Annotated in this window: 28 protein-coding genes; 9 read left to right on the top strand and 19 right to left on the bottom strand. The window is 56.8% G+C overall.

What is annotated here, in order from left to right:
* Position 1: 1 nt before the first annotated feature.
* From RCI_RS09610 to RCI_RS16700, 3 genes are read right to left on the bottom strand one after another with little or no spacing between them, the layout of a single operon-like run.
* A complete protein-coding gene (locus RCI_RS09610) occupies positions 2-814 on the bottom strand; it encodes an ABC transporter permease (protein ID WP_012036240.1) in 813 nt (270 codons plus the stop codon).
* Positions 811-1,602: an ABC transporter permease gene (locus tag RCI_RS09605; protein ID WP_012036239.1), complete on the bottom strand. Its 792-nt coding sequence runs from the start codon at positions 1,600-1,602 to the stop codon at positions 811-813. The genes RCI_RS09610 and RCI_RS09605 overlap by 4 nt, the downstream gene beginning before the upstream one ends.
* Before the next feature lie 48 nt (positions 1,603-1,650).
* Positions 1,651-2,145, bottom strand: a complete 495-nt coding sequence (locus RCI_RS16700; RefSeq protein WP_012036238.1) for a hypothetical protein — start codon at positions 2,143-2,145, stop codon at positions 1,651-1,653.
* Between the two features lie 231 nt (positions 2,146-2,376).
* Here RCI_RS16700 and RCI_RS09600 point away from each other — a divergent pair, with 231 nt between their 5' ends.
* Positions 2,377-2,703 (top strand): helix-turn-helix domain-containing protein, encoded by a 327-nt coding sequence (locus RCI_RS09600; protein WP_048198410.1) that lies wholly within the window; start codon positions 2,377-2,379, stop codon positions 2,701-2,703.
* Between the two features lie 91 nt (positions 2,704-2,794).
* Here RCI_RS09600 and alaS read toward each other — a convergent pair whose 3' ends face one another.
* Complete coding sequence (gene alaS / locus RCI_RS09595) at positions 2,795-5,422, bottom strand: alanine--tRNA ligase (RefSeq protein ID WP_012036236.1); 2,628 nt, start codon at positions 5,420-5,422, stop codon at positions 2,795-2,797.
* A gap of 245 nt (positions 5,423-5,667) precedes the next feature.
* On the opposite strand from alaS, the gene RCI_RS09590 reads away from it, so the two are divergent.
* Positions 5,668-6,471, top strand: a complete 804-nt coding sequence (locus tag RCI_RS09590) for a hypothetical protein (RefSeq protein WP_012036235.1) — start codon at positions 5,668-5,670, stop codon at positions 6,469-6,471.
* A gap of 160 nt (positions 6,472-6,631) precedes the next feature.
* On the top strand, positions 6,632-7,978 hold the full coding sequence (glnA, locus tag RCI_RS09585) for a type I glutamate--ammonia ligase (protein WP_012036234.1): 1,347 nt from the start codon (positions 6,632-6,634) through the stop codon (positions 7,976-7,978).
* Positions 7,979-8,045: 67 nt separating this feature from the next.
* On the opposite strand, the gene RCI_RS09580 is transcribed toward glnA, so the two are convergent.
* The 5 genes from RCI_RS09580 to RCI_RS09560 all read right to left on the bottom strand — a co-directional run bounded on the left by RCI_RS09580 (position 8,046) and on the right by RCI_RS09560 (position 11,469).
* On the bottom strand, positions 8,046-8,570 hold the full coding sequence (locus RCI_RS09580; RefSeq protein WP_012036233.1) for a hypothetical protein: 525 nt from the start codon (positions 8,568-8,570) through the stop codon (positions 8,046-8,048).
* Entirely contained in the window at positions 8,567-9,049 is a 483-nt protein-coding gene (locus RCI_RS09575) for a prepilin peptidase (protein WP_081477380.1), read from the bottom strand. Before RCI_RS09575 ends, RCI_RS09580 begins: the two co-directional genes overlap by 4 nt.
* The gene (locus RCI_RS09570; RefSeq protein ID WP_012036231.1) at positions 9,036-10,187 is read right to left on the bottom strand and encodes an ATP-binding protein; all 1,152 of its coding nucleotides are present in this window, start codon (positions 10,185-10,187) and stop codon (positions 9,036-9,038) included. Before RCI_RS09570 ends, RCI_RS09575 begins: the two co-directional genes overlap by 14 nt.
* 65 nt (positions 10,188-10,252) lie before the next feature.
* The gene (locus tag RCI_RS09565; RefSeq protein WP_052309951.1) at positions 10,253-10,903 is read right to left on the bottom strand and encodes a phosphoribosyltransferase; all 651 of its coding nucleotides are present in this window, start codon (positions 10,901-10,903) and stop codon (positions 10,253-10,255) included.
* A complete protein-coding gene (locus RCI_RS09560; RefSeq protein ID WP_012036229.1) occupies positions 10,900-11,469 on the bottom strand; it encodes a type 1 glutamine amidotransferase domain-containing protein in 570 nt (189 codons plus the stop codon). Before RCI_RS09560 ends, RCI_RS09565 begins: the two co-directional genes overlap by 4 nt.
* 112 nt (positions 11,470-11,581) lie before the next feature.
* On the opposite strand from RCI_RS09560, the gene RCI_RS09555 reads away from it, so the two are divergent.
* The 3 genes from RCI_RS09555 to RCI_RS09545 all read left to right on the top strand — a co-directional run bounded on the left by RCI_RS09555 (position 11,582) and on the right by RCI_RS09545 (position 16,358).
* Positions 11,582-13,816, top strand: coding sequence for a type II/IV secretion system ATPase subunit (locus tag RCI_RS09555; RefSeq protein WP_148266586.1), 2,235 nt, complete (start codon positions 11,582-11,584; stop codon positions 13,814-13,816).
* On the top strand, positions 13,813-15,705 hold the full coding sequence (locus tag RCI_RS09550; protein WP_012036227.1) for a hypothetical protein: 1,893 nt from the start codon (positions 13,813-13,815) through the stop codon (positions 15,703-15,705). Before RCI_RS09555 ends, RCI_RS09550 begins: the two co-directional genes overlap by 4 nt.
* Positions 15,706-15,884: 179 nt before the next feature.
* Complete coding sequence (locus RCI_RS09545; RefSeq protein WP_012036226.1) at positions 15,885-16,358, top strand: carboxypeptidase-like regulatory domain-containing protein; 474 nt, start codon at positions 15,885-15,887, stop codon at positions 16,356-16,358.
* Between the two features lie 221 nt (positions 16,359-16,579).
* Here RCI_RS09545 and RCI_RS09540 read toward each other — a convergent pair whose 3' ends face one another.
* The 6 genes from RCI_RS09540 to dmpI all read right to left on the bottom strand — a co-directional run bounded on the left by RCI_RS09540 (position 16,580) and on the right by dmpI (position 20,108).
* On the bottom strand, positions 16,580-17,278 hold the full coding sequence (locus RCI_RS09540; protein ID WP_012036225.1) for a phosphoglycolate phosphatase: 699 nt from the start codon (positions 17,276-17,278) through the stop codon (positions 16,580-16,582).
* A 485-nt stretch (positions 17,279-17,763) separates the two neighbouring features.
* Entirely contained in the window at positions 17,764-18,327 is a 564-nt protein-coding gene (afpA, locus tag RCI_RS09535) for an archaeoflavoprotein AfpA (RefSeq protein WP_012036224.1), read from the bottom strand.
* Positions 18,320-18,925: a flavodoxin family protein gene (locus tag RCI_RS09530; protein WP_012036223.1), complete on the bottom strand. Its 606-nt coding sequence runs from the start codon at positions 18,923-18,925 to the stop codon at positions 18,320-18,322. Before RCI_RS09530 ends, afpA begins: the two co-directional genes overlap by 8 nt.
* Before the next feature lie 97 nt (positions 18,926-19,022).
* Positions 19,023-19,370, bottom strand: coding sequence for a hypothetical protein (locus RCI_RS09525; protein ID WP_012036222.1), 348 nt, complete (start codon positions 19,368-19,370; stop codon positions 19,023-19,025).
* Between the two features lie 99 nt (positions 19,371-19,469).
* Positions 19,470-19,655 (bottom strand): hypothetical protein, encoded by a 186-nt coding sequence (locus RCI_RS09520; RefSeq protein ID WP_048198408.1) that lies wholly within the window; start codon positions 19,653-19,655, stop codon positions 19,470-19,472.
* 264 nt (positions 19,656-19,919) lie between these two features.
* Complete coding sequence (gene dmpI, locus RCI_RS09515; RefSeq protein ID WP_012036220.1) at positions 19,920-20,108, bottom strand: 4-oxalocrotonate tautomerase DmpI; 189 nt, start codon at positions 20,106-20,108, stop codon at positions 19,920-19,922.
* Positions 20,109-20,265: 157 nt separating this feature from the next.
* Here dmpI and RCI_RS09510 point away from each other — a divergent pair, with 157 nt between their 5' ends.
* Positions 20,266-20,607 carry a winged helix-turn-helix transcriptional regulator gene (locus RCI_RS09510; protein WP_012036219.1) on the top strand — a complete coding sequence of 114 codons (342 nt, stop codon included), beginning with the start codon at positions 20,266-20,268 and terminating at the stop codon, positions 20,605-20,607.
* A 21-nt stretch (positions 20,608-20,628) separates the two neighbouring features.
* Here the strand turns inward: RCI_RS09510 and rsgA are convergent, their stop codons facing one another.
* The 3 genes from rsgA to RCI_RS09495 all read right to left on the bottom strand — a co-directional run bounded on the left by rsgA (position 20,629) and on the right by RCI_RS09495 (position 22,828).
* A complete protein-coding gene (gene rsgA, locus RCI_RS09505) occupies positions 20,629-21,711 on the bottom strand; it encodes a ribosome small subunit-dependent GTPase A (protein ID WP_048198406.1) in 1,083 nt (360 codons plus the stop codon).
* 87 nt (positions 21,712-21,798) lie between these two features.
* Positions 21,799-22,299 carry a methyl-coenzyme M reductase operon protein D gene (mcrD, locus tag RCI_RS09500; protein ID WP_012036217.1) on the bottom strand — a complete coding sequence of 167 codons (501 nt, stop codon included), beginning with the start codon at positions 22,297-22,299 and terminating at the stop codon, positions 21,799-21,801.
* A gap of 277 nt (positions 22,300-22,576) precedes the next feature.
* Entirely contained in the window at positions 22,577-22,828 is a 252-nt protein-coding gene (locus RCI_RS09495; RefSeq protein ID WP_012036216.1) for a hypothetical protein, read from the bottom strand.
* Between the two features lie 344 nt (positions 22,829-23,172).
* On the opposite strand from RCI_RS09495, the gene RCI_RS09490 reads away from it, so the two are divergent.
* Positions 23,173-23,472, top strand: coding sequence for a hypothetical protein (locus RCI_RS09490; RefSeq protein WP_048198405.1), 300 nt, complete (start codon positions 23,173-23,175; stop codon positions 23,470-23,472).
* Positions 23,473-23,542: 70 nt separating this feature from the next.
* Here RCI_RS09490 and RCI_RS09485 read toward each other — a convergent pair whose 3' ends face one another.
* Complete coding sequence (locus RCI_RS09485) at positions 23,543-24,271, bottom strand: M48 family metallopeptidase (protein WP_012036214.1); 729 nt, start codon at positions 24,269-24,271, stop codon at positions 23,543-23,545.
* 171 nt (positions 24,272-24,442) lie between these two features.
* On the opposite strand from RCI_RS09485, the gene RCI_RS09480 reads away from it, so the two are divergent.
* On the top strand, positions 24,443-25,066 hold the full coding sequence (locus RCI_RS09480; protein ID WP_012036213.1) for a carboxypeptidase-like regulatory domain-containing protein: 624 nt from the start codon (positions 24,443-24,445) through the stop codon (positions 25,064-25,066).
* Positions 25,067-25,188: the final 122 nt, after the last annotated feature.

The following is a 25,188-nucleotide window of genomic DNA, read 5'->3' as shown; positions in this document are numbered from 1 at the left end:
TTTATAATTCTTCTTTGTTAAATATAGTGCAGTTGATCAAGGTTATGACCACGACCTCGGCGACCATTAAAACGACGTAAGGTAGTGCATGACTAGCCCATGACAAGTAAGGAATTGAAGTTGAGTACAAATTTTGGTTAATACCGCAGGAAAACGCAGACAGGTACAGGCTTACCGGATTAATTATCTCTAGATCTCCGAGGAATGAAGGGACCCATGGTGTCCTGGCCAGATACTCAAGGGCTATAAAGGCTATGGAGGCCATCATTGCCTCTGCTTTACCAAGTAAGATACAGAAGAAAGTTGACAGGCCGACACTAAAGCTGCAATTTAAAAATAGCAGCAGGACAAATGATCCGGATCTCAAAAATAATTCCGAAAGTGAGCCTGGCCCTCCGTATACCACCATTATCAGAGAGACGAAAATGCTGACAGTAAAGGCCATCATCAGGAATAAAAACGACAGGATTCCGAATAGTTTGCCGCCGATAACATTTCGCCTGTAAACTGGTTTTGTAAGGAGAACCCTGAATGCCCCTTTCTTCTCATCTGAAAAAGACACAATCGTGATACAAACAGATAAAAATGAAAAAAGCGAGGAAAAATTCCATAAAAAATTACCCAGACCCACAAAAAAGAAGGCCTCGTCGTGGCTCATGAAACTGAACCTTGGTAACACCACAGAGCAGCCTGCAGCGTTCGTTAATGATAGGATGATCATGAGCATCACAAAAACGATTACTATAGGGCTCATGCACAACTTTGAAAACTCGCAACTGGCGATACAGAGCGTTACTCGAGCTTGATCACTCAATTGATATCCCTCCGAATAAATGCAATGTAGGTTATGATCACTGTGATAAAGGTATACAGTGATAATTTGATCAAATCGGTGTTGCCGTATACTGTAGTAGCCATCAGAAGGTCAGGCTGTTCAAGCACTGAATGTACCAGCCAGGAAGGTGAGAAACTACAAATTAAATACTCTAACTCTGAGCTATGGAAAAAATAAGATACATACCCCGCAAACCAGTTATCATTGATCAGGTAAAATAAAATGATCCATAACAGGCAACTGGAAAAGAGACTAAGTACCTGATCTTTAATCAAAATACAAACCATCATAGTCAGCGAATAGAAAAATATGATACATAAAATGGAGAGGAAAAACATCAAAGGCAGTATATTAAAGAATAAGGACAGGATTTCGACCGGGTCATTATAATAAATTAAGATAGCCAGTATATAGAGAACAGTAGTAAAAGCAAACAAGCCAACGGATAGTATCAGTGCGTTAAGCAATTTGCCATTGATAATCGTATCCCGGTATAACGGCTTAGTTAACAATGTATTGATAGCTTTTCCATCCATCTCCGCGAAAAAAGAAGAATAGCCAAGAGACATGGCAACCAAGGTACTATAATAACACGTAGAGTACGTAAATAGCATGAAAAGATTACCGATATTTTCCGATCTAAACGAAACGCTGTTGTTAAAGGAGAAGACAAATACTATAACATAAAAAATTAGCATGATCAAGACTAATTTACTATTTAAAATATCGGCAAGTTCTTTTTTAGCTATACATAAGGTGGTGTCCATGGTAATACAGCCCGGGTTAAATAAAAAATAAATAGATGTTTAATTTGTTTAGCAATACTGCTTGTCGTTTTGACCGTAGTTCATATCCTGACCGGCACAGTACCAATGCGTTACCGTCCATGTACCGGATGAAGAGCCTGCATTAACAGATCCATCCGGACACCACGCATAATTATAGCTTAATCCGCTGGGAGAACTCTGGAAACTTGAACTCTGCAGATCGCCTGACCACTCAAACCGTGGATAATAGTACGAGTTCGGTCTACCATTTACTAATGTATTTTGCCAGGTAAGCTGATCACCGGCCGATACCGATGGGTTTCCAGTAGCTTCCGAAGTATAGGTAACACTATCGGAAGTCAACACTGACCACTCAACATTACTATATGAATATGCTAAAGCGTTTCCGCTGGCCATCACCGCAAGCACAGCTGTGGCTATGGTCAGCATCAGAATTTTTTTATAGTTCGCCTTTGATTCCTCCTTAATATTTAACAAGCTATTGTCTTTGCGGGCCAATGCTCGCAAACCAATAATATGCATACCATATATTTAAGTTATATAAGGCAGGTACTAGAGTACCTGCCAAAAAACTATAAATAGTAGAAAAATATCGGAGTGCTCTGGCACGATCTCCCGAAAATTGAAACAAATGATTACACGTACTACTAATTATATAAACTAAAGACAATTGATCGATTGTGACATAAGCTATATATATATATCATGATTTCATTATCTTAGAAATAATAGTAGTGTAGGGGATTGAAAAATTTGGATAAAGCCATAGCTGGCAAACTCCGGGCTTACGGCGATATCATATACCATTCGATGATCAGAAGCCAGGCCAGAAGAAAAATACTGCTCGACCTAAAAAGAAACGGTCCGGGCAACACCACAGACCTCTCAACCCGTACCGGCTACCATTACAGCAACACCCGGGGAGCCCTCGTCGGCAACGGCGAAAAATACGACTCAGAACTATCGCTCGTCACAACCGGCCTGGCAAATGCAGACCCGGGAACCAAAGAGATAATTTACTCGCTGACACCGACAGGAGAGGAAGTCGCAAACATAGTTGAGCAGATCTGGGATAATTGAACCGTCTTAGACATTGTCATAGTAAAATGCTATGCGTCATTGGATAATAGAAACTACCAGGCCAAACGTAATAATAAAGAAAAAGGCCTGATCAGGCCTTCGGTTTTGCCTTAAACGCCTTAGCCTCGTGCTCGCTGCCATCCACGTTCACGTAGCCCTCCGCCAGCTTCTCCTTCACGTTAATCAGATCAGAGTACCCGTACGCGAAGTTATCGCCGCGGAAGATGACGGTCCTCCCCTTGAACTCCTTCTTGAAGCTCCCGACCGCCTTCATGAGCGTGCCGAAATCGGCGCCAGTAACTACGACGTCCACCGTATCGCCCGGCTTGCCCAGAGCAGCAGCGATAGTCTGCTGGACCAGTTCAGCCTGCAACTCCTTATTCTTCTTGCCCAGCTCCTTCCACTCGTTGAAGAACCTCTGAGCCGTCTTCGGGATGTCATCGTAGCCCACGCCCCACAGGTCGGAAACCTCCCTGAGGATGGACTCGTGGTGCTGGATCTCGCTCACCGCGTTGTCCAGCGACTTGAACTCGAGACGGACTACGCCGTCCTGGATGCGCTCGCTGGAGAGCATCTTGATGAAGCCCACCTTGGAAGTGTTGTCGACGTGGATGCCGCCGCAGGCCTCGACGTCGTAGCCGTCGATCACTATGATGCGCAGGATCTTGCCGGGCACCGCTCCGCCCTGGTAGATGCGCATCGAGTACTCCATCTCCGCCTCGGTCCTCGACATCTCCCTGACTACTACGGGGATCTGCTTCATGGCCAGGTCGTTAGCGACCCGCTCAATCTCCTGCAGCTGCTGGAAAGTCAGCGATTCATAGTGGGTGATGTCCAGACGGGCTTTCTCTGGCGTCTTCTCTGCGCCTGCCTGCCACACGTGGTCGCCGAGCACCTTTCTGGCGGCGTAATTGACGATGTGGGTGGCGCTGTGGTGGGCGGCGAGGATGCGCCTCCGGGCCTCGTCCACCTCTCCAATCACCTTAGTAGTATCGGGGGGCATCGGGGACTCGAGCACGTGGATGATCACGCCGTCCTGCTTGTACACGTCTTTCACCTTGATGCCGTTGACAAACCCGGTATCGCCGGCCTGGCCGCCGCCGAGCGGGTAGAACAGCGTCCGGTCGAGGACGAGCTTCGTCGGCGTCAGCAGCTTGACCACGTTAGCCTCGAACTTGAACTCCCGGGGCTTTTCGTAGTACATGGGCTCGGTCTTCGGCAGGCCCTGGGTCTCGTTGACCTCGATCTTGCGGGTGGCCTTCGCATCGTGCCTGGCCTGTACCCGGGCGTAGAAGTCCTCCGGGATGACGACGTCCGGCTTGGCCTCTTTGATCAACTCGGGAGAGATGCCCTGGGAGTCGTACAGTTCGACCAGCTTGTCCGCCGTCAGCGTTTCCTTCGCCTTGACCATCCGCTTGATGATGTCCTTGCTCTTGCGGCGGGACTCTTCGTACCTCTTCCGCTCCACGTCGATGATGTCGAACAGGCTGCCGTAGTCCTTTAATTCAGTGTACCAGCTGCCGAACTCGTCGATGTGCGATCTGAAAATGTCGTTGAGGTCGATGTCCCACTGGTACTGGTCGATGAGGGACCAGCACCTGCGGAGCAAATTACGCAGGTTGTAGCCGCCGCCGACGTTAGACGGCAGAGCGCCGTCGTGAATCGCAACCAGCAGGCTCCTCGTATGGTCGGCGAGGACGTACTGCGCCCGGATCTTGTAGACCATGTCTTTCAGTTCCCCGAGGTCCATCTCCATGCTCTTCGCCACGTCGTTCCACGCGGAGCCGACGTCCTCGATCTCCTCGACGTTCAGGATGCCCGCATACTTAGCGAACTTTGCGTGGAAGACGGGGTCGGCACGGTAGCCGGTCTTGTTATAGATGAACTCCATGGTCTTCGGGAACGTCGCATCGTACGACATCGGGCAGCCCTGGCTGAACCACGCCCACCTTTCGAGGCCGGCGCCCATGTCGATGACCTTGGTCCTTAATTCCTTGAAGCCGCCGTCTGGGGTCTGCTCGTACTGCATGTACACCTGGTTGCCCAGCTCTAAGCCCCGGGAGAAGTACTCGATGGAGGGGCCGAAGTTGCCGCCGCCGGCCCACACGTCCTCGTGGAACACGATCTCGTGCGCCGGAATACCTAAACCCTGGGTGAGGAAGTGCTGGATCTGGCCGATGCCTTCCTCTTTGAAGTAGACGTGTTTCTCGGGGGTGTTGAACGTGTGCTGGCCCACCATGATGAAGCCTGTATAATGCCGGCCGGTGATGCCCACGTTGTCGATGTCGTTGAAGCGTAAACAGAACTGGGGCTCGAGCACCGCCCTCGCGGGGGGCTCGATTTCGCCCGAGACCACGTACGGCTGGAAGTCGTTGATGCCCGCCGCCACAAAATAGAGATCCTCGTACCACCTGCATACGGTCGGGTACCTTTCGAGGGGGACGTAGCCCCACTGCTCGAACGTCTTGACGTAGGTGTCCCAGGCTTCCTTGTACTCGAACTTCTTCCGTGTCAGGCTTTCCCCAATAAACCTGTAGCCGCCGCTGCACTCCGCCTCGTCGCAGAAGTCCCGCTCCACCTGCGTCCAGAAGCCCCGGCCGCACTTCTTGCAAACCCTGCGGTGGTAACCCATCGCAGTCAGCGTCTGCACCGGATAGTACTTCTCGTAGTTCTTCGCGAACTCCGGCTTCATGAGCTTCTTGATCTCTTTATCGTCCATAGCAAAATTCCTCTGATAAGTGTGAAAATGGATGCTTCTTTCGCCTTATGTGGCCGCAACACATAAACATATCGGTTTTTGGATGTGATCGACCCCACAGTCCTTGTTAGGCCTGAAAAGACTGAAGCGCAGGCGAAACCTGAAAATTCGATCCCGCTCTCTCTGCCGGGACAGCTCCCGGCCGCCGAGGCCAAAAGGTTTATTGTATAGCAGATTAAAGTTAAAACGCTTCTGGCAGGTTTTATATGTCCGGCTCAAACACGACTCCAAAGAGGAAGTCCTTCGGCTTCGACAGCATCCTTTCTATTCTCGACGGCAAGAAGGCGAGGCCGCCTGCCCGGCCTGCACTGCCGCCTTCGCCGGAGCCCGAAATCCAGGCCGCTCCCGAGGTGGAGACGCCTCAGGCTCAGCAGCAGCCCCCGAAGGTCATCGCGCTGCCGGAAGACCACACTCTGGTGCCGAAACTGCTATCCGACATCGACCAGAAGAACGCTGAGATCATCAAGCTGAACAACGACGTGGTCACTCTCAGGTACGAGTTGCGGGAAAAGGAGTTCATGCTCAACAGCCTCACGCTGGACAACGCTAACAAGGAACTGCGTATCAAAGAGCTGCAGGCAGCTATCGACGATCTGAAAGCAGAGATCGCCACGCTTAAGGCAATCAGGCCTCAGCAGCCTGTCGTCTTTACCCCCGCCCAGGAACGGCAGCCACCTGTGGCCTCCGAGCCGGCTTCCCCGGAGCCTGAGGCCCCCCAGATTCCCCTGCAGATCACCCAGATCATGGAAGCAGTCCAGTCGGCCAAAACCGCTCAGCAGCCCCCGGCACAGCCGGAGACTTCCGCCCCTGCCCCGGCCCAGGTACAGGCAGATGCGGCCGGAACAAGAGCCATATCAGAGCAGTACAACCTCAAGGAAGACGTCGTCGAGGAAGACGTGGCCACCATCTTCAAGCGGCTGGCCATGGCACACGACGAGGCCCCCGCAGAGGGCGACAACGTCATAGAAGCCCCCCGGCGGCCGAGATCGGCCAAACTGTACGACCTGTAAGGTCGTCGACCTGTAAAGGTCGCCCTTATATTATGATTTCCTGCTTTTAAATAACTCGTCTGCCTGACCCAAAATCCACCGAAAACTTATAATACATATTAAGTAGGAAGTTACTTTCCGCCATTAAGATAATAAGCAACGGAAAGCTTAACTCCCACACATGACCAAAGTAACGAAGGACGTTGTGCTCCAGCGTGCCGAGACACTGGGCGTCAAGTTCATCAAGCTTCAGTTCTCGGACGTGTTCGGTACGACTAAAAACGTCGCGCTGCCGGTCTCTCAGCTGGAGAAGGCGCTCGATGGCGAAATCATGTTCGACGGCTCCTCCATCGAGGGCTTCGTCCGCATCGAAGAGTCGGATATGTACCTGAAGCCCGACTTTGACACGTTCTCCCTGATCCCCTGGCAGAGCGAAAATGGCCCCGTAGCGAGGCTGATCTGCGACGTGTACGGGTCGAACAACAAGCCTTTCCCGGGCTGTCCCCGCGTAAACCTGAAGCGGATCATCAAGGAGGCGGAAGCCATGGGCTTCACAATGAACGTGGGCCCGGAGGCCGAATTCTTCCTGTTCGAGAGAGACCAGGAGGGCAGGCCGACGACGAACACCAGGGATCACGGCGGCTACTTCGACCTCTCCCCGATCGACATGGGCGACGAAGTCAGGCGCTCCATGGTCGTGGCTCTCGAAGGCATGGGCTTCGATATCGAAGCCTCGCACCACGAGTGCGGGGAAGGCCAGCACGAGATCGACTTCAAGTACGCCAACGCCCTGGCGACCGCGGACAACATCGTCACCTTCAAGTTCGTCGTCCGCAAGATCGCGATGGAGTACGGCCTGCACGCCACTTTCATGCCCAAGCCGGTATTCGGCAAGCCGGGCTCGGGCCTGCACATCAACCAGTCGCTGTTCAAGAAGGGCAAGAACGGCAAGGAAGTCAACGCCTTCTACGACGAGAACGGCAAGTACAAGCTAAGCCAGACCGCGCTGAGCTACATAGCCGGCCTGCTGGCCCACGCGAGGGGCTTCTGCGCGATCACCAACCCGCTCGTCAACTCGTATAAGAGGCTCGTCCCCGGCTATGAGGCTCCGGTATACATCGCCTGGTCCGAGAAGAACAGGTCCCCGCTGGTCCGCATCCCCGCCCGCAGAGGCGTCGGCACCAGGGCCGAACTGCGCAACCCCGACCCCGCGTGCAACCCGTACCTCGCGCTGGCCGTGACGCTCAAGGCCGGCCTGGACGGCGTCAAGCGGAAGCTGGACCCCGGAGCGCCGGAGAACGTGAACATATACCACATGACGAGGGAAGAGCGCCTCCAGAGAGGCATCCGCAGCCTGCCGACCAACCTGTCGGAAGCGCTGGACGAGCTTGAGGCGGACGACCTCATCAAGAGCGCGCTGGGCGAGCACATCTACGACCGGTTCATGGAAGCCAAGCGCATCGAGTGGGACGACTACCGCACCAAGGTCCACCAGTGGGAGCTGGACAACTACCTGGCCACCTACTAAGACAGTATCAACGTCCTCGAGACTCTGGTTAAACGACGCTACGCCACTGGCGTAGCGTCCCTTACTTTTATCGATAGCCTGCCTCCCCTACGAGCAGGTACCTCTTGCCCTCCGCATCACACGCATACTCGATCTCCAGCGCATACCGGCCGCCATGCAGTACGACATGCTCAGCCTCGAGCACGGAGGACAGCGTCCCGTCACCCCCGGACCTGAACGATACGCCTGCGTCTACGACTATCGTCTTTTTACTGCCAGCCACTGAATAGCAGATGATGCCTCCGCTGGCACTTTCTCCCCCGGGATCGCAGCCGAGCCCGAAATACTCGGTGGAATCGGGAAGGGAAAGCTCCACAATTTTAGTGGCCCCCGCCGGAGACCCAGGGTCGTCAAGGTACCTCGGGGCGCAGGACAATAAGGCCCTGCAGTCTGCCGCCAGAGCTTCCGCCTGCGCGTCGACGGAGCCGGTATCCACAACTGGAGAGACGTTCCTGATTCCGGCTGCGGCTATACCGACGATGGCTGCAGCGATGAGCAAAGTGGCGATGAACGCGATCGGAAGGGTGTCCGCCCCGGCATCGTCCGTCATCATGAACCCCCTGATAGTACTGAGCAGGCTCCGGCAGAGAGGATAAAGGCTGCCAGAAGCGATGGCCCCAGCTGCCGGCCGCCACTATCATGGCGGTGCCTGTTTTTCGAGTCGGTCAGCCGGTACATCCACCTGACAGCGACTATGAGGGCCAGGCCGCTGGAAAAGGCAATGATGAACAACAGCACTGGAAAGGCCGGGCTGACGAGCAGCAGGGCGCCGAGGCAGGCCTTAGCGTCTCCGCCGCCCCATGACCCGGTGAACCACAGCAGATACGTCAGAGCGAGAGAGACTCCGGCTGTTAACGCGGCTGTCCATACGGGATACCCGTATATGCACTTTACTGACAGGATTGCCATGCCCGCCAGGATTGAGAGGAGCGTCAGCCAGTTGGGAATGCGACCGGACCTGACATCGATACAGGCGGCAACGGCGAGCAGGATACCTGCAGCCGCGATCGGCAGGAGTTCAGTCAGCGCCATAGATTTCCGGCTCTCCGCCGCCGTGCAGGCTCTTCCGCTGCCGGACTTTGATCACGTGGTAGGACTCGGTCGCGTCGTCCACCACTATGGCTGCACCCCTCGTGTTCCCCAGCCTGGCCAGCGCTTCTCGAACCGGCTCCTTGACGTAGAGTGGCCTGGCCCGTTCCAGCGCTTCCACGTCGTCCCTCAAAGTCAGCCGGTGGCAGACGATCACGTCGGCCTGGGACAGCACATCGTAGCCCAGCGCTGACGGCCGCTGGGTAGCCAGGACCAGCGAAAGCCCGGGCTGCCTGCCCTGCCGCAGCCACTCGTTGACCAGCACCCGGCCTGCACCGGAGTCCGGTTGCAGGAACATGTGCGCCTCATCGATCAGCATCCAGATCAGCGGCACCTCCCTCGACCCGTTCTCCCGCCGCCTGGCCCTGACCCGGACGTCGTATAACGCCCGGGCCAGCGACGCAACTGCACAGGATTTAATTCCGGGGTCGTGGCCGTAGCCGCTGAGGTCGATGATGTTGATGCTGCCCGGCTCGAGCAGAGAGGCAAAACTCGCATGCGGGGAAAACAGTTTCCAGGAAGATGCCATGGAGAGGAGGCCGCAGACTGCCGAGGTCACCCCGGGGGAGGCGGCTGAGGAGTGGATACGGTCGATCAGCGACTCGATGCTGAACGTGTCGCTCTCCGAGATCGCGCTGGCCAGGACAGCTCCATGGGGGCTTAGAGGCTCGATTCCCAGCAGTTCGCAATAGTCGTAGACAGACAGAGAGCCGGTGGGTATTTCGAAGGGCAGCGCCCCGGCAGGCATCTCGCTTAAAAACGGGGCCGGCGTGAAGACCCTGGCGCCGATGCCTCCGGGGCCGGCCATACTGCCGAATATGCCCATGGTGTCGACTACGATGACGGAAAAATTCCTGCGGAGCGCTTCGGGAAGGCCGGCGAACTCCTCCACGAGGACTCCCATGGTATACGATTTACCGTAGCCCCTTTTGCCACAGATCACCACCGCGTGGGGTTTCCTGACGTCCAGCAGCACCGGCGCTCCCTGAGATCCGTCCAGGGCGAGATAACGGCCGAGGTACAGGGAAGAGCGGCCGTCGCCGGCATTGCCCAGCAGGTAGTGGCGCCCTGTATACAGCATACTAATTTACATCATAATGAAAAATAATAAAGGTTTCTATGCCACGTATTGCTGCCGGGCGCGGATCAGCTCTTTGGAGGCACCAGCGTGCATGTGCCCAGGTCTGCCAGCACCTCTCCGTCCGACAGGTCCGGGAACTTCTGGTAATAGCTGGCCACCGCGAACGATCCCTGCTCCTGCACCGCCAGGCAGATGACTTCGTCCGCTTCCTCCTCCAGCCTCTCCACGGAAGTCCTCGGGCTGCAGGGCACCGCGACGACGACCTTTTTCGGGCCCTTCTTCTTCAGCGCCCTCACCGCGGCGATCATCGTGTACCCCGATGCCAGGCCATCGTCGACCACTATGACGTCCCTGCCTTTAGGGTCGATCGGCGGCCCGAGCCTGTACTCCCTTATCCGCCGTTGCACCTCGTCGAGCACCGCCATGGCGATGGAGTTGATCTCGTCCTGGTCCAGGCCAATTTGCGACACGAGGTCGTCGTTCAGCACTATGGTGCCGTCCGGCGCCACAGCCCCGAAGCCCGCCTCCGGATTGTACGGGACAGGGAGCTTTCGGGGAATGATCAGGTCCAGCGGAGCTCGGAGCTTTCTGGCGATCTCGCACCCTATGGGCACGCCTCCCCGGGGAATCGCGAAGACCACCGGCTGGTCCCACTGCTCCTGAGCCAGCCGCTCTGACAGCTTTCGGCCTGCATCTTTCCGGTCCTTGAACATCATGCCTGTGCCCTTGCCATCTCCGCTGCAGTCATGCTCTTCCCGGGGGACATGGCCTGTATGATAGCGTCGCAGAAGAACCCGAGGTCCGAAGGCTGCCGGGAGAATATGTACTGCTGGCTGATGACGACCGGCTTATCGATGTAGTTAGCTCCCGCGTCCTCCATGTCCACCCTGAGAGACTTCCAGGCCGTCGCGTCCTTGCCTTTCAGCAGGCGGGCGGTGATCAGGATCTGAGGCCCGTGGCAGACTGCGGCTATCGTTTTCCCGGTCCTGTCGAAGTCCTGCACGAACTTGATCACCTCCGGGTAGATGCGGATATGGTCCGGGCTCTGCCCTCCGGGGATGACCAGCGCGTCGAACTCGTCTGGAGCCAGGTCTCTGATCGCTGCCTCACTGGTGACGGGCACGCCGTGTTTGCCCTTCAAAGTCTGCCCTTTCTCGATCCCCGCCACCGTAACGTCGGCACACGCCTCGTACCTGAATCGGTACAGAGGATATAGTAGCTCCGAGTCCTCGAACCCGTCTCCAACGATCATCACGATCTTCCTGCCCTTTAGCTCGTTCATGTCTTCACCTGATCACAGTTTCGGCCGCGGGTACTTGAAGAGTCCCGGCGTTATGCGCGCCTGCAAACGTATTTATTCCTTGACAGACACTTATTTACAATCTGGTGTAAATATGTTTGACAGTGGTCTGCTACTCCGGCGGATAGCAGGACTGGCAGGGGCTGAAGAGAGTAAAGGCACGGCCTGTACGGCCCGGACGAGGGCGGGCATGACGGGCACAGAGATGATCATAGACTGCTCCCGGTGCAAAGGGAGGTCGTCCATGAACGATCCGGCGTGCAGGGAAGGCATCCTGGCCGCGCTTGCGGGCAAGGGCGGGATCGAGCGCCTGCAGCTCGAGCGGGACTTCGTCAGGGAATACGCTCACGAGTCTCTGGAAGCCATCCTTCGCCTGGCGGCGTTTTGCGAGGACGTCAGGCTGCACGCCTCGGCCTTCACAAGGTACGGGTGTGGCAGGTGCGACCCCCGGCGGGAGAACGAGACCCGCAGAGTGTCAGCGCTGGCATACCGTGACCCGCTCGACGCCGCCATCGAGATCAAAAGCCTGTACACGGAGAGCTTTGAGGCGGGCAGGACCGGGCAGTGCAGCCCCTGCGTGGACCGGTACGCCGCCTACGTGGGCGACCTGGCCATCATGGCAAGGGAAATAGAGGACGTCAGCTATTCGAAGATCGTGCCGTACATCAGGCCCCGGTTTTCCAGGTCCCGCATCCTCTCCGAGCCCCCTGACGGCTCCACATTTCTGAGGTCTTACGAGGTGGAGGGAACCGACGGCCTGTCTCCCCTCCTCCAGATCTCCATATACCGGCTGCCGGACAGCCTGGAAAAGCTCTACTTCGTGGTGCCGTGGGAATACGCGGTGGGAGGAGAAGACCTGTCGGTGATCGTTGCGGCAAGGGAGCGCCTGCTCAAGCACCGGCCTTACGACGACGGTTTCATGGACCCCGCGGGGGCCCGGGCGTTCTTCACCAGACAGGCCAGGGAAGCCATAGTGGATGCGGCCAGGGAAGCCGGCATATACCTGGACAGGCCGAGGCTGGAGAGGCTGACCTTCTCCTTCGTCAAGTACACGTCGGGGCTGGGCATCATCGAAGACCTGCTCAACGACCCTCACATCCAGGACGTATACGTCAACGCCCCGGTAGGCATGACTCCGTTACACGTGGTCGTCGACGGAGAGGAATGCACCAGCAACGTATACCTGTCGGAAAGCGACGTGGACTCGATGATCTCCCGGCTGAGGGCGATCTCGGGCAGGCCGTTCTCCGAGGCCAGCCCGGTGCTGGACATGGACCTCGGCGAGTTCCACACCAGAGTGTCTGCCATCGGCAGCCCCCTGACCAGAGGCCTCGCCTACGCATTCCGCCGGCACAAGAAGACCCCGTGGACGCTGCCTCAGCTGGTCAACAGGAAGATGCTATCGCCGTATGCAGCCGGATTGCTGTCAGTGCTGGTAGACGGCCAGGCCTCGATGCTGATCACAGGCTCCAGGGGCGCCGGCAAGACGTCGCTGCTCACCGCGCTCATGCTGGAAATAGCCCGCAGCTACCGGATCCTCGCTATCGAGGACACGCCGGAGCTGCCAATCGAGGACATGCAGCGGTGCGGGTGGAAAGTGCAGGGGATCGGCACCAGAGCAGCGGTTTCAGGCTCGGAGGCCGAGTTCCAGGCATCGGATGCGCTGAGGGCCACGCTGAGGCTGGGAGACTCGGCGATCGTCCTCGGAGAGGTCAGAGGGGCTGAAGCGCGTTCCCTCTACGAGGCGATGCGTGTGGGCGCCTCGGGCAACTCGGTGATGGGCACCATCCACGGCGCCTCCTGCAGAGACGTGTTCGAGCGGGTGGTCCACGACATAGGAGTGCCGCCAGCCTCATTTCGGGCCACGGACGCTGTGGCGGTCTGCTCCACGGTCCGGCCGGGAGGCAGCGTGATCAGGGAGAGGAGAGTGACCCAGGTGGCCGAGATCGTCAAGCGAGCGGCAGACGATGACCCTGAAAGCGCCTTTAACGACCTGCTTTTGTATGCCGCTGACAGGGACTCCCTCGTGCCCATGGACCGCATCGATACCGGCCGATCTGAGGCACTGCAGGCGATATCTGTCCGCTGGGGGCTGTCGCTGGAACAGGTCTCCGCCTGCGTGAGAGCCCGGGGAGAAATGATAGGAGCGGTAGCCGCTGCTGGAGAGGCCAGGCCGGACCTCATGGAGGCCCCGATGTACGCCCGGCACATGGACAAATACCGGGCGTGCTGCGAGACCATTCGCAGAGAGCACGGCACGATAGACTACAATGAAGCGCTGGCCTCCTGGAAACAATGGCTGGGCAGCGCCATCCGGGAGAGCAGATGAGATCTGCGCCGGGACTCTTTCCGCAGGCGTGCAAGGCATCCTGCCGCCTCTTAAGCCAGATTATAGGCAGGGAAAGGCTGGCCGGCTATGCAGAAGCCAGCACCAGCCCTGAGATGGAGGAAGCGCTCGCCTTTACCGGCATGGAGACAGAAGCTGTCGAGGTGCTGTCACTGGCGATCATGGCAGCGGCCGCCTCGTTCGCCCTGATACTGGCGGCCGGACTCACAGCATTTACAGCGGGAATGCTCGATAACATCACCGCAGGCATCGTGATCGCCTGCGCAGGCATCATTCCGGTGGTGACGTTCGTCATAGCGGGAGAATACCCTAAACGGCAGGCCTACTACATGCGGGTCCACTCCCTCGGCGACATGCCCGAAGTGGTCAGCTACATCGTCATGGCCATGAAGCTCAACCCCAACATGGAGCGGTCTTTACGGTTCACCGTCAAAAACTCGAGAAGGCAGCTCGCCCGGGATATTAGAAAGCTCATGTGGGACCTGCAGATCCGGGCCTACGACAGCATGGACGACGCGCTGGACGCGCTGGCAGGGCAGAACACAGGCTTCAGCGACCACTTCAAACGATCCCTCTTCATCATCAAAAGCTCGACCGGGGAGCGGGAAGTGGCAATGCGCACCATATCCCTTAACAGAGCATTGCAGGTGATACTCGACGGCACCCGCTCCCTCATGAGCACGTTCTCCTCCACGCTCCACGCCCCGACGCTGATCCTCTATTCGATCTTCGTCATGGTACCCCTCGCGCTGGTAGCCATGCTGCCGGCAGCGGCCGTGGTGGGCATCAGAGTGAACGCCGTACAGCTATTTCTCCTCTACGACCTCGCCTTTCCCCTCGTGACGCTGGCGTACGCCCACAGCATCCTGCTGAAGCGGCCTGCCGCCTTCGCCCCGCCGGAAATACCACCTGACCACCCGGAAGCGGCCGGGACGCCAAAATGGGCCTGGGCGCTGACAGGAATCGGCCTCGGGGCGGCTATAGCCAGCCTCTACTTCTTCCTGCCTGTGGATGCCCTGCCCTTTCCCGGGACGACGTTCATTCTATGGGGCATCACCGCAGCCATATCGATCTACTGCTACTGCGCCTACAGGCCATACAAGCTCATCAGGGACCGGATCGTAGCCATGGAAGGCGAGTTTGCCGACTCCCTTTTCGTGTTAGGGCGGCGTATATCAGAAGGCCGGTCCCCCGAAGAGGCGTTCGCCTACACCGCCCGAATCGTGACCGGCACGACAATCGGCAAAGCCTACGCCCGGGCAGCCTACAACATCCGGTGCCTCAGAACCACGCTGAGCGAAGCCGTGCTGGACCCCGATTACGGCGCCTTCTCCGACGTCTACTCCGACAGGATAAGGGCGACCATCAACATGCTTGTCGAGACCTCCGGCATGAGCGGCGAAGTCGCCGGCACCTCCGTCATCGTGCTCGCAGATCACCTGAAAGAACTGCAGGCTATCGAGCAGGAAGTGAGGAAGATGCTGTTCACCATGACCAGCATGCTCAGGACGACCTGCATCGCCTTCGCCCCCTTCATCGGAGGCGTCACCCTCGCCCTCTCAGGCGCAGTGACAGCCGTCATCGCCGAAACCGCCATCGATCTCCAGAATATGCCCGAGGCGGCCAAAGCCTACTTCCCCATGGTACCCCAGGTGACGGCGCCCCTGGTTTCTGCGGACGAGTTCATGCTCATCGTCGGCCTCTACATCGTGCTCCTCGTGATCATCCTCCTGAGATTCGTCAGCGGCATCGAGCACGGCGACGACGAGTACGAGTTCATGTACAGCGTGGGGACGACACTGCCCTTTTCAGTGGCTGTATTTACGCTTACTACCGTAGTATCAGGGGTCATGTTCAGCGGCATGATGTGACGAGAGTATCACCAGGATATGCATTTATGGTTGCTTATACGTCATGAGACAGCAAGACGATCGCTGCGCTGTGCCAGGGTCACAGATTGCACAGAGATAGCATACTTGGTTTCACACAAATGCAAATTTTTAAATACAATACTTGAATACTTATTTTCAATAATTTGCAAGTGATGCTCATGAGGAAGAAGGGATTCTTAAAGGACGAGGCAGGGGTGGAAGGCCTCCCTGTAAGGCTGATAGTGGTACTGGTGATCGGAGTCATTGCGCTAGCCGCAATGGTTTCAGCCCTGAACGGCTTCAAGCCCCAGAAGACGCTCTCCGCCTCTATTATTGAGGTGAGCGGCAAGCAGGGCAACATGCTGATCGTAGACAAGGCAGGCTTCGGTAAAGTAAACAAGACGTGGACGTGCAAGGTTAAAGTGACAGACGCCGCCGGCGACCCGATCGAAGGGGCCAGCGTAATCGTCTACGGCATGGGCGGCGCAGGCTCGGACATGACCAACAAGACAGGGCAGGCTTATTTGATAAAAACCAACGATATCGTGCTCAACCCCAACCAGAACTCCGGGTACATGACCCTCGAAGTTTCCGCCCCAGGGTACATCACCTACAAGAACGAGAACGCTCTGGTAGTAGTCAGAGCTGACTGATTTGAGAATTCACCACAGAGACGCACAGAGAGCCATTTTACCACAGAGGCACAGAGAATCACAGAGACGCACAGAGGATTACACGATAATAGGTTAAAATCAAGCATCAATATAAAAGTCTCTGTGCGTCTCTGTGCCTCTGTGGTAAAACAATAACTCTGTGAACCTCTGTGCGTCTCTGTGCCTCTGTGGTGAATAAGCGATTGCTGTCGTGGTCTAATTCACAGCTGTCTTTTTAGCCACTCGAACCCTTCGGCGGCGCCTTCGCCGTAGCTTTTCTGGCACACGTAGTCGGCCGCAGCCTTGACCTCCGGCGTCGCGTTGCCGACGGCGATGGCGATGCCGGCCTCTTTTAACATCGGTAAATCGTTCTCCGAGTCGCCCATGGCGGCGAAGTTCTGCGTGGACATGCCGAGGATTTCGGCGATTTTGCGCATGCCGGTGGCCTTGTTGACGTTTCTATGCTTGAGGTGTAAGGCGAACCGGGTGTCCACGATCTCCAGGCCGGGGTAGTCCTCTGCGATGATGCTCCTGGCTTTTTCAAGGTCGATGCCCCGGCGGAAGGCGAGCTCGGATTTCCGGTAGGTCTCGTCCAGCGACTCCAGTTCCGGGAATTCCTTTAGTAAAAGCTCTTTGCCCCGGCGGCACTCCTCGATGTCGGCAAGCACGATGGCCTTAGCATCGAAGCCGTGGAGTACCACGCCGCCGTTCTCCCCGATCATCGTGTTGCTGGCGCCCAGCAGCTTGGCCGCAGCCCGGACGAAGCAGATCACATTCCCCGAGCAGAGGATGACGGGGATCGGCATCTGCCGCATAGCGGCGACGGCCTCGAGGCTGATGAGGCGGCTCATGTCCGTCAGAGTGCCATCTATGTCGACTACTATCGCCTTGATTTCCGGGAAGCCGCTGCCTTCGCGCATGATGGAAGATAGAGAGGCGGAGAATGTAAAATAGCTGGTGGTTAGGACTCGTGGCTAACAAAAATGAATTGCTCGCCCCTGGGAGGCCTCGGTTTTAAATCGCAAAGACGCAAGGGCGCAAGGGCGCCAGGCACTCGTCATATGAATAATGGGATATTCAGGTAGAGGCTATGAAAAATTGAAAGTTGGCCCTGTATAGGTCGAAAATACCGCCAGGCACGCCAAGGAGCCAAGCCCGCCAAGAGCTAATTTTTCATGGAACGCCAAGAGGCCGGGCACGCCACGGACTTTTTCGATCGGAACCTCGTCGATCACTAATTATTGCTTGGCGTGCCTGGCCTCTTGGCGAGCTTGGCGGCTTTACTATCGCAGAAACTGAGAACTGCCAGGTTTTCGTCACTTATGCCTGATCAAGACTCCGATCATCACCTTACTCTTTGCGAACTAAGAACAGGCAGCCCGGCGCCGGGCTTATCGTATTTCCGTTATTTTGCCTCCGGGTGAGCCTTGATGAAGTCCTCAATAACCCGCCTGATATCCGCCACATCCTCAAGCACCGTAATTGAATCCATCTTCCTGATCCTGTCCACGTTCTCCACGTCCACATCCCGGATGTACAGCGTCAATTTTTTACCGCCCGGTAAGATCGTCTCCAGCTCGCCGGGCTTATTGTCGGGCGGGTACAGGTAGATGGGCACTCTTGCCTTGGCGCCCTGGGATACTGCGTTGGTGATCAGCGTGTCGGAGATGCCGTGCGCTATTTTGGCCGTGGAGTTGGCGGTGACGGGGGCGACGAGGAACATGTCGTAGTGGCCGGTCTGCAGTTTTCCGACCAGGAATGGGGAGTTGGCGTCGACCTCTACTCTTATGTCGTAGAACTCGTTCTCCAGCATCTGCCAGAGCTTGTACCATTTCAGCACAAGCTTCGCGTTCTTGGAGATGTAGATGTCCACGTTCAGGTCGTACTGCCTTTTGAGATCGACCATCATGTGGGCGATTTCTTCGATTTTATCCCCGCATCCTGTGATGCCCCATGCTATCTTAACCATCGGAATTACCTCTCGTCTTCTCCATTAGATCATAAAACCGCTTAACTGTCTTACGCACCGTCTTCAGCCCGTACTCGTCGGCCGCGATGCCCTCTGCGCCCCGGTCCTGCGACCACAGCGCCCCGCCGAGGTTGGCCCCGAAGCTGCCTCCGCCGGAGGGGATCATCTCGTTGAGTATGTAGTATTCGTGGATCTGCTGGAGGGCGATCTCCTGGCCGCCGGCCCGGTCGCCGCCTACTGCGAGGCCCATGCCGATCTTGCCTTTCAGGATCTCGGGGTCCTTCGCCAGGATGGCCCGGGATCGGTCCATCAGCGTCTTGACCTGGCCGCTCAGCATGCCGTGGTAGCAGGGCGTGCCTATGATGATGCCGTCAGCCCACATCATGCCTTCATAGTACTCGGCCAGCCCGTCCTTGTGAACGCAGCCTTTCTTCTCCCTGACGCAGTAATCGCAGTGGATGCAGAACTTGATGTCCTTGCCCCTCACGTGGAAGTACCTGGTCTCACAGCCCTTCTCTCTAAGGAGATTAAGCGCGTAGTTGACCGCATAGTCGGTGCCTCCCAGCCGGGGGCTGCCGCAGATGCCAAAAACTTTCATAAGTGTTCCTCGGGCGGCAATTTTCGCCGGATCGTTAAAAAGTAGTTATGGGCAGGAGGACAATAAAGTTTCTCATCTGCCCCTGGCGGAAAAAAGTTTACCGGCGCTTGGTCTTGACGTTGCCGGTCGTCTTGTTCTGCCGCATGATCTCGCCGATCCAGGCCATGATGATACGCTCATCGCTGCTCTTGATCTTGCCTGCGTCTATGGCGCTGCCGAACGCCTCGATGGCGTCCTGCACCTTGAGGAACTTTTTCTTTTCCATGCACTGGTCGATGTAGAGCGGGTATATCTCGTCCGACAGGCTGTAGAGTTCCTTTATAGGCGTCATCTTCTGCACGAGCTCCGCCTTGACTGATTCTTTGTTGCCGTTCGACAGCCCCCGGATGAGGTACGAAAAGACCGTGGCTGCGGTGTTCTCCTGCTCGAGCTTGTCCATCTCCATTTTTAGATCACCAGTTCCACCGAGAGATTAGTTTGTATATGTACGTACCAATCCATATGTGTGCGGCGATATAGACTTTCCGGTGCTGGAGGAAAGAGGTCAGTCCCCCCTATCAGTGCCACTTACGGGATGCGGACGTACACAGCACCTCGTGTGGCAGGCAGCTGACAATGCCGCCGTCCGATCGATGGCGGCTAACAGAGCGTGCAGCCCGGCCAGCAGCGCATAGTTGAGCCTGGTGAAGAACTCGATGACCAGCTCGAACAGGTCGCTGAGCCTGCCCAACTGCGTGGTCGCCACGGACACGACGGGAGGTACATGACGATCACCCAGATCGAAAGCGAACGGCTCGTGTGGAGGCTGGCGGTTATAGCCGGCAGCGCCAGGACCACGATAGTCGCGTCGATGGAGGCCATCAGCATCCCCATGACCAGTATCAGGAGTACTTTACTGTCCCTTTGCAAGTATTCCACCTTTATGTGGCACTTTTTAAAAATAGTCTGGAGAGAGCCCGGACGACAGTACAGACAGATACCCGGAACTTTTCCCTTAGCGCCTGATCTTCGACACTTGCTGGCCCGCCACGCCCATGTTTTCGCGGGGGAGCTCCCGTATGAGCACCACCATCGCCTCGGCCGGCATTCCGGTCACTTCGCAGACGTCCCGGGTGAAGGCGACGATGAGCTTCTCCTTCTGTTCGGTCGTCAGCGGCCCCATTTCCAGTGTAATAATTGGCATTAGTTCATTCCTCCATTGTTTCATGCATTTTCGGGCTGCGTGTGATCGATCTTCCGTCGCCATACCTACTACACACCGATAGTATATAGCGAAAACAGAATACAATGTGGTATATACTACCAGCCTGTATAGTGGTAGATGACAGGGGAAACTGTCCATGCAAAAGAAGAAGTACCACGGCCCGGTCGAGGCGACCGCAGACATTCTCAGCGGCAGGTGGAAACCCTTGATCCTCTGGGCTTTGAGAGACGGGACGCTCAGGTTCGGGCAGATCGAGGAAGAGCTCTCGGCCTATAAGCCTAACATCACCCAGAGGATGCTGACGAAGCAATTGCGCGAGCTGGAAAACGACGGGCTCATAGCCAGGAAAGTGTACCCGGAGGTGCCGCCCAGAGTGGAGTACACGCTGACAGAGCGATACAGGTCGCTGATGCCGATCGTCGAGCAGATGTACAACTGGGGCAAAGAGCACATGGCCGACCGGATCGAGCACGAGTGAAAAGTCCCTGCGAGGCGGGGATCAGCTTCTGTAATCCCCGCGCTCCTTGCTCTTCCGGATAGCCTCTCCCAGCTGGCCGATCTTCTTCCACTTCTTCCGCTCCTCGGCCATCAGTGCAGGGTTCTTCTTCCGCTCGATGGCGAGCTGCTCTTTCTGGAGTTTGCGGTAGCTTTCCAGCCGGACGACTGAGAGGGTGCCGTCGCTGAGCGCCTTTTTGATAGCGCAGCCGGGCTCGGTCTCGTGCCTGCAGTCGGAGAACTTGCACTGTTTCCCGAGCGCTTCGATGTCGGCGAACTGGCTCAGCAGCCCGTCCCCGGCGTCCCAGAGCTGCAGCTCCCTCATGCCGGGATTGTCGATGATGATGCCGCCTTTCTCCAGCATAATGAGAGTACGCTCGGTGGTGACGTGCCTGCCCCGGCTGTCGTCCTCCCGGATATCGCCGGTCTTCTGGACCTCCCGGCCTTCGAGGGCGTTGACGAGGGTGGACTTGCCGACGCCCGACGAGCCAAGGAGTGCGACGGTGCGGCCTTCCTGCAGATACGCCGAGAGCTGCTCCAGGCCCCGGTTTTCGGCGGAACTGATGGCGTGTACCGCGACGTCGGGGGCGATTTCCTTGACGGCGGCGATTCTCGAGGCCACATCATCGCAGATGTCGGCCTTGCTCAGGATCACGACCGGCTCCGCGCCGCTATCCCTGGCGATGGCGAGGTAGCGCTCCAGCCGCCTCAGGTTGAAGTCCTTATTGAGCGAAGTGACGAGGAAGACGGTGTCGATGTTGGTGACGAGCACCTGCTCGCCCGTGACCCGGCCAGCGTCCTTCCGGGAAAACTTGCTCTTCCGGGGCAGGATGGCGTGGATGGTTGCCGTGCCAGTAGCGTCTCTAGAGAGGGCTACCCAGTCACCAGTGGCAGGCTGATCGCCGTTCTGGCGGAGGCTGCCCGCAGCTCTTGCCCGGACTTCTCCGTCTTTAGTATATACAAGGTAACCGGTTTTGTGCACGGTCGAGACCCGGCCCGGCTCGTACGCTCCGGCGTATTGTCTGAAATTCTGTCCAAAAAAGGCGTTCCAGCCCAGTTTTTTAAGTGTTGGATCCACAATGGTCATCTCCGGAGCAAGCAATATATTTAGGGCTATAAATGGATGGCGGTAGCCGGAATCCCGACCGGGGGCCGGCGGCCGCAGAAAAATTTTTTAGTCGCCCTTCGTGCTACAGCACGAAGACCTGGCCTTGGCCTTGGGGTCGAACAGACCAACGCTGATGTCGTCGACGTTTCCGCCCTTGCGCACGTAGTCGCTGAGCGTCTTCTTCGTCCGTATGTACACTCCCTCGTACATCTCGAACGGGAAGGGCAGCGTCTTCTCCGCCGCGGCGCGGACCTGTTCGATGACCGGCGTGTCGGTGATCTCGATCCAGATCCTGCCGACCTGCACCGTGAGCTCCACCTGCTCGCCCTTGATGTTCAGGTACTTCTTGTCCGTGGCGCCGAACTTGCCTTCCAGCAGGTCGTCGGGGTTCTCCCTTGGCAGCCGGGGGCCGTGCACGACCATCCTCGTGATGCCGTCGATCTTGTTCAGCTCGTCGATCAGCTTCTGCGCCGTCTCCACGTTGAGCACCCTGAGCGGGAAAACCTCGATCTGCATCAGCCCTTTCTCGTTCCTCTTGCCGGATATTGGTGTGTTGAATCTGGACATATTGGACCTCCGTTATGAAAGTAAATCCGAAGACGCCCGCAGTATCTCACGCCGGCCTCCCGGAACATTTACATTAGCTGCCCCGGTACAAATATTAAACGGTTCATGAGCATGTACTTTGCCCATGGCAGAGAAGCAGAGACTCCTCTGGGCACCCTCGGGCTGGCGAAGGAGAGGGGCTGCGCCCCAACCTGGTGACCGGGATGAGACAGAGAATCATCCCGCGAAAGCTGTATAAAAAGGCGGGAACCTCGCGGTCGCCTTTATTGTTGGCCGGTCACCGCAGTATCCTGTACCGATCTTTTCTACGACTATGCGCTGCCAGACCGTTCAGCAGCCCGCCCAGGATGCCGAGGATGAAGCCTAAAGCGGCAAGCAATGCCGGAGTTCTCACCCCGCCGATCCCCGTCAGCGCGGTGATGCCGCTGAGCAGCGCCGAGTTGAAGTTGGGGAACATCTCGATGATCCACCCTACGATATAGCCGAACACCGCGCCGATGACGGCGCCTAACAGTATCCTGAGAATCATTTTGAAGCCTCACCGGAAACAAGTGCGCACGAGATAATCTAGCATTCCCGCTCTTTCTACGGCCAGCAGGCGAGCAGTTGCAGGAAACCAGGTGAAAGGCCACGTCGCAGGCAGTTCGATCGATTATCGGGTAACCGCTATAACTTTCACGGTGCTGCACATAGTTGTTAGACTAACAGACAAATATTTATAGTTAGTCTAACAACTAAGGCGTGTAAGACTCAAATACCGCCCGTCTGACAATCCGCCTAAAATTGTCAGACTGTTATTTTATACTAAGTCCCACAACTCACAGGCATATTCACTCACACCGAACGCGGCGAAAGCACCACCGCCGGATTATCATGACAGGCAGAGAAGGGAAAGTTAAACAGGCCATGTTGGACAAGCTCGAGGAGATCAGCGCCAGGACCGAGGCCATTAAAGCCCGGATCAAAGCCGGCGACAGCGACATCAGCCAGGACACCAGAGACCTGGACCGCCTGGTCAGGGAACTGAAAGCCTTCATCGGCCAGTCGGCCTTCGACAAGACTGCATATCAGCGGGAATACATGCGCAAAAAGCGCGCCGAAGACCCGGAGTACAGGCCCATCATGCAGGGCGTCAAAAGCCTGCCTGACTGGCGCAAGCCTCCCCTGGAATAACGATTATCACATACCAGCAAATGTCGGGCCGATCTGGACGAACGTTAGCACCCGAAAGGCCGGCCCGTCACTATAATTCATATTTCCACCCCTCAGTTTTCAGCGCCTTCTTTCTCGTGTCGCAGTCCGGCATGATCGACTTCAGGACAGCCCAGTACCGGGGGGAATGGTCTTTCACCTTAATGTGGCAGACTTCATGGGCGGCCACATATTCCAGCTGCTCCAGGGGAGCCATGACGATCTTCAGGTTGAAGTTGAGCAGGTTTTTCGCCGTGCAGCTGCCCCACCGCTTCGACTGGTTCTTCACCTTGAATGGGGGCGGGAAAACGTCGAGCGCCCTCGCGTAGGAGGCCACGGGCTCCCGGAGATAAGTTTCGGCCTGGAAACGGTACCACCCGAATACCGCCGACCTGATCGCCTCCCTGTCACCCGGGTCCTGGACGAACACGTTCAGCGTCTTATCCCCGAGCGTCACCAGGGGCTCGGGCCCCCGGGAAATTTGCAGCGCGTACTCCCGGCCGAGAAATAGGAAGATTTCTCCGTCGACGTACCGCTTCTTCACGTCCCGGGCGCCCTGCGCTTCGAAGGCTTTGAGCTTGCCGAGCACCCACCCGGCCTTCTGCTCCACGTACCGCCGGGCCTGGGCCTCGCTGGTCCGGGCGGGCACCGTCAGCCTCACCTCGCCTGAAGGGTACACAGTGATGCAGGCCGTCTTCCGCCGGGGGCTGCGGACTATGGAAAAGCTGATAGTCTCGGCGCCGTACCGGATGCTGCCAGGTTCAGATGTGGATAGGCCCATATCGCTATACTATACGCTTCTGATAACATAAAAAGTATAGAGGTCTGCGGCCTGAATTTGATACAATATGGGTACCAGAGCCGGATAACTTTCACAAAAGTAGTCTCAAATTGGTAAGATTAGCTTCTTATGCATTACCCGCTTACCTGATGGTATCAGGGGGACAGCGCCATGATGGAAACCCGAAAGCTGATTACAGGCCTGCTAATTCTGGCCACTATTGTCTTAGCCGCATACGGCGCGGCTACGGCTGCAGTTTCCGCGCAGGCGGCCGGCAATTCAGGCACCGTCACCGGCACGATCTACGATTCCATCGGCAACCTCGTGCCTGACGCTGACGTATACCTGTGCGACGATCAGGGCATCGTCACCGGGCTTACCGCAACGGACGGAAACGGGACATATACGTATACAGAGCTGGACCCGGGTAACTACTCGGTTATCGTTCAGGTGGACGGGTACGCCTGGCATAAGAAGTTCAGGGTGTCCGCGGGAGCCCTGAACGAGTCGAACGTTTACATACCCGATTACATCCACTACCCGATGGTCACCCCGTGGCCGGCCCTGAATGCGAAAGATAACTCTACATCAACTGACAACACGAAAGTGGCCACAGTAACTCCTACGCCTGAGCCCGCCCGGACAAACGAGACTATCGTCCACACGGCGCCGGATATGAGTCCCGAAGTCGAAAGCGGGCCTGCAGGGGAAGAGGAGAGCGGTGGATCGCCCTTAGACGATTTCATTAACGGCATCGTGAGCTTCTTTAAATCAATTTTGGGGATGCCAGAGTAATAAGCTAATGTATAAACCGTCATCCTCGCGGTTCGACGTCCGACCCTTCGGGTCGGCCTACTCCAGTTTTTAGGGTGCTACGCCGTCGGGGCCGCGCTCGCACCCTCGTCGGTACGACCTGG

It is taken from the genome of Methanocella arvoryzae MRE50 (assembly GCF_000063445.1).
GTDB classification, from domain to species: Archaea; Halobacteriota; Methanocellia; order Methanocellales; family Methanocellaceae; genus Methanocella_A; species Methanocella_A arvoryzae.
The sequence above is the reverse complement of the archived record's forward strand: the minus strand, read 5'-3'. Positions and strand labels throughout refer to the sequence as shown.

Bases quoted from the DNA above. Each gene is read 5' to 3' on its own strand.
- RCI_RS09560 (WP_012036229.1), bottom strand. From the start codon at position 11,469: ATGAACGAGCTAAAGGGCAGGAAGATCGTGATGATCGTTGGAGACGGG.
- RCI_RS09525 (WP_012036222.1), bottom strand. From the start codon at position 19,370: ATGGAGATGGACAAGCTCGAGCAGGAGAACACCGCAGCCACGGTCTTT.
- RCI_RS09490 (WP_048198405.1), top strand. From the start codon at position 23,173: ATGACAGGCAGAGAAGGGAAAGTTAAACAGGCCATGTTGGACAAGCTC.
- rsgA (WP_048198406.1), bottom strand. From the start codon at position 21,711: ATGACCATTGTGGATCCAACACTTAAAAAACTGGGCTGGAACGCCTTT.
- RCI_RS09495 (WP_012036216.1), bottom strand. From the start codon at position 22,828: ATGATTCTCAGGATACTGTTAGGCGCCGTCATCGGCGCGGTGTTCGGC.
- RCI_RS09540 (WP_012036225.1), bottom strand. From the start codon at position 17,278: ATGCGCGAAGGCAGCGGCTTCCCGGAAATCAAGGCGATAGTAGTCGAC.
- RCI_RS09550 (WP_012036227.1), top strand. From the start codon at position 13,813: ATGAGATCTGCGCCGGGACTCTTTCCGCAGGCGTGCAAGGCATCCTGC.
- RCI_RS09605 (WP_012036239.1), bottom strand. From the start codon at position 1,602: ATGGACACCACCTTATGTATAGCTAAAAAAGAACTTGCCGATATTTTA.
- RCI_RS09510 (WP_012036219.1), top strand. From the start codon at position 20,266: ATGCAAAAGAAGAAGTACCACGGCCCGGTCGAGGCGACCGCAGACATT.
- RCI_RS09565 (WP_052309951.1), bottom strand. From the start codon at position 10,903: ATGATGTTCAAGGACCGGAAAGATGCAGGCCGAAAGCTGTCAGAGCGG.
- RCI_RS09545 (WP_012036226.1), top strand. From the start codon at position 15,885: ATGAGGAAGAAGGGATTCTTAAAGGACGAGGCAGGGGTGGAAGGCCTC.
- RCI_RS09480 (WP_012036213.1), top strand. From the start codon at position 24,443: ATGATGGAAACCCGAAAGCTGATTACAGGCCTGCTAATTCTGGCCACT.
- mcrD (WP_012036217.1), bottom strand. From the start codon at position 22,299: ATGTCCAGATTCAACACACCAATATCCGGCAAGAGGAACGAGAAAGGG.
- RCI_RS09530 (WP_012036223.1), bottom strand. From the start codon at position 18,925: ATGAAAGTTTTTGGCATCTGCGGCAGCCCCCGGCTGGGAGGCACCGAC.
- RCI_RS09555 (WP_148266586.1), top strand. From the start codon at position 11,582: ATGTTTGACAGTGGTCTGCTACTCCGGCGGATAGCAGGACTGGCAGGG.
- RCI_RS09590 (WP_012036235.1), top strand. From the start codon at position 5,668: ATGTCCGGCTCAAACACGACTCCAAAGAGGAAGTCCTTCGGCTTCGAC.
- afpA (WP_012036224.1), bottom strand. From the start codon at position 18,327: ATGGTTAAGATAGCATGGGGCATCACAGGATGCGGGGATAAAATCGAA.
- RCI_RS09575 (WP_081477380.1), bottom strand. From the start codon at position 9,049: ATGGCGCTGACTGAACTCCTGCCGATCGCGGCTGCAGGTATCCTGCTC.
- RCI_RS09580 (WP_012036233.1), bottom strand. From the start codon at position 8,570: ATGATGACGGACGATGCCGGGGCGGACACCCTTCCGATCGCGTTCATC.
- glnA (WP_012036234.1), top strand. From the start codon at position 6,632: ATGACCAAAGTAACGAAGGACGTTGTGCTCCAGCGTGCCGAGACACTG.
- RCI_RS16700 (WP_012036238.1), bottom strand. From the start codon at position 2,145: ATGCATATTATTGGTTTGCGAGCATTGGCCCGCAAAGACAATAGCTTG.
- RCI_RS09570 (WP_012036231.1), bottom strand. From the start codon at position 10,187: ATGCTGTATACAGGGCGCCACTACCTGCTGGGCAATGCCGGCGACGGC.
- alaS (WP_012036236.1), bottom strand. From the start codon at position 5,422: ATGGACGATAAAGAGATCAAGAAGCTCATGAAGCCGGAGTTCGCGAAG.
- RCI_RS09485 (WP_012036214.1), bottom strand. From the start codon at position 24,271: ATGGGCCTATCCACATCTGAACCTGGCAGCATCCGGTACGGCGCCGAG.
- dmpI (WP_012036220.1), bottom strand. From the start codon at position 20,108: ATGCCAATTATTACACTGGAAATGGGGCCGCTGACGACCGAACAGAAG.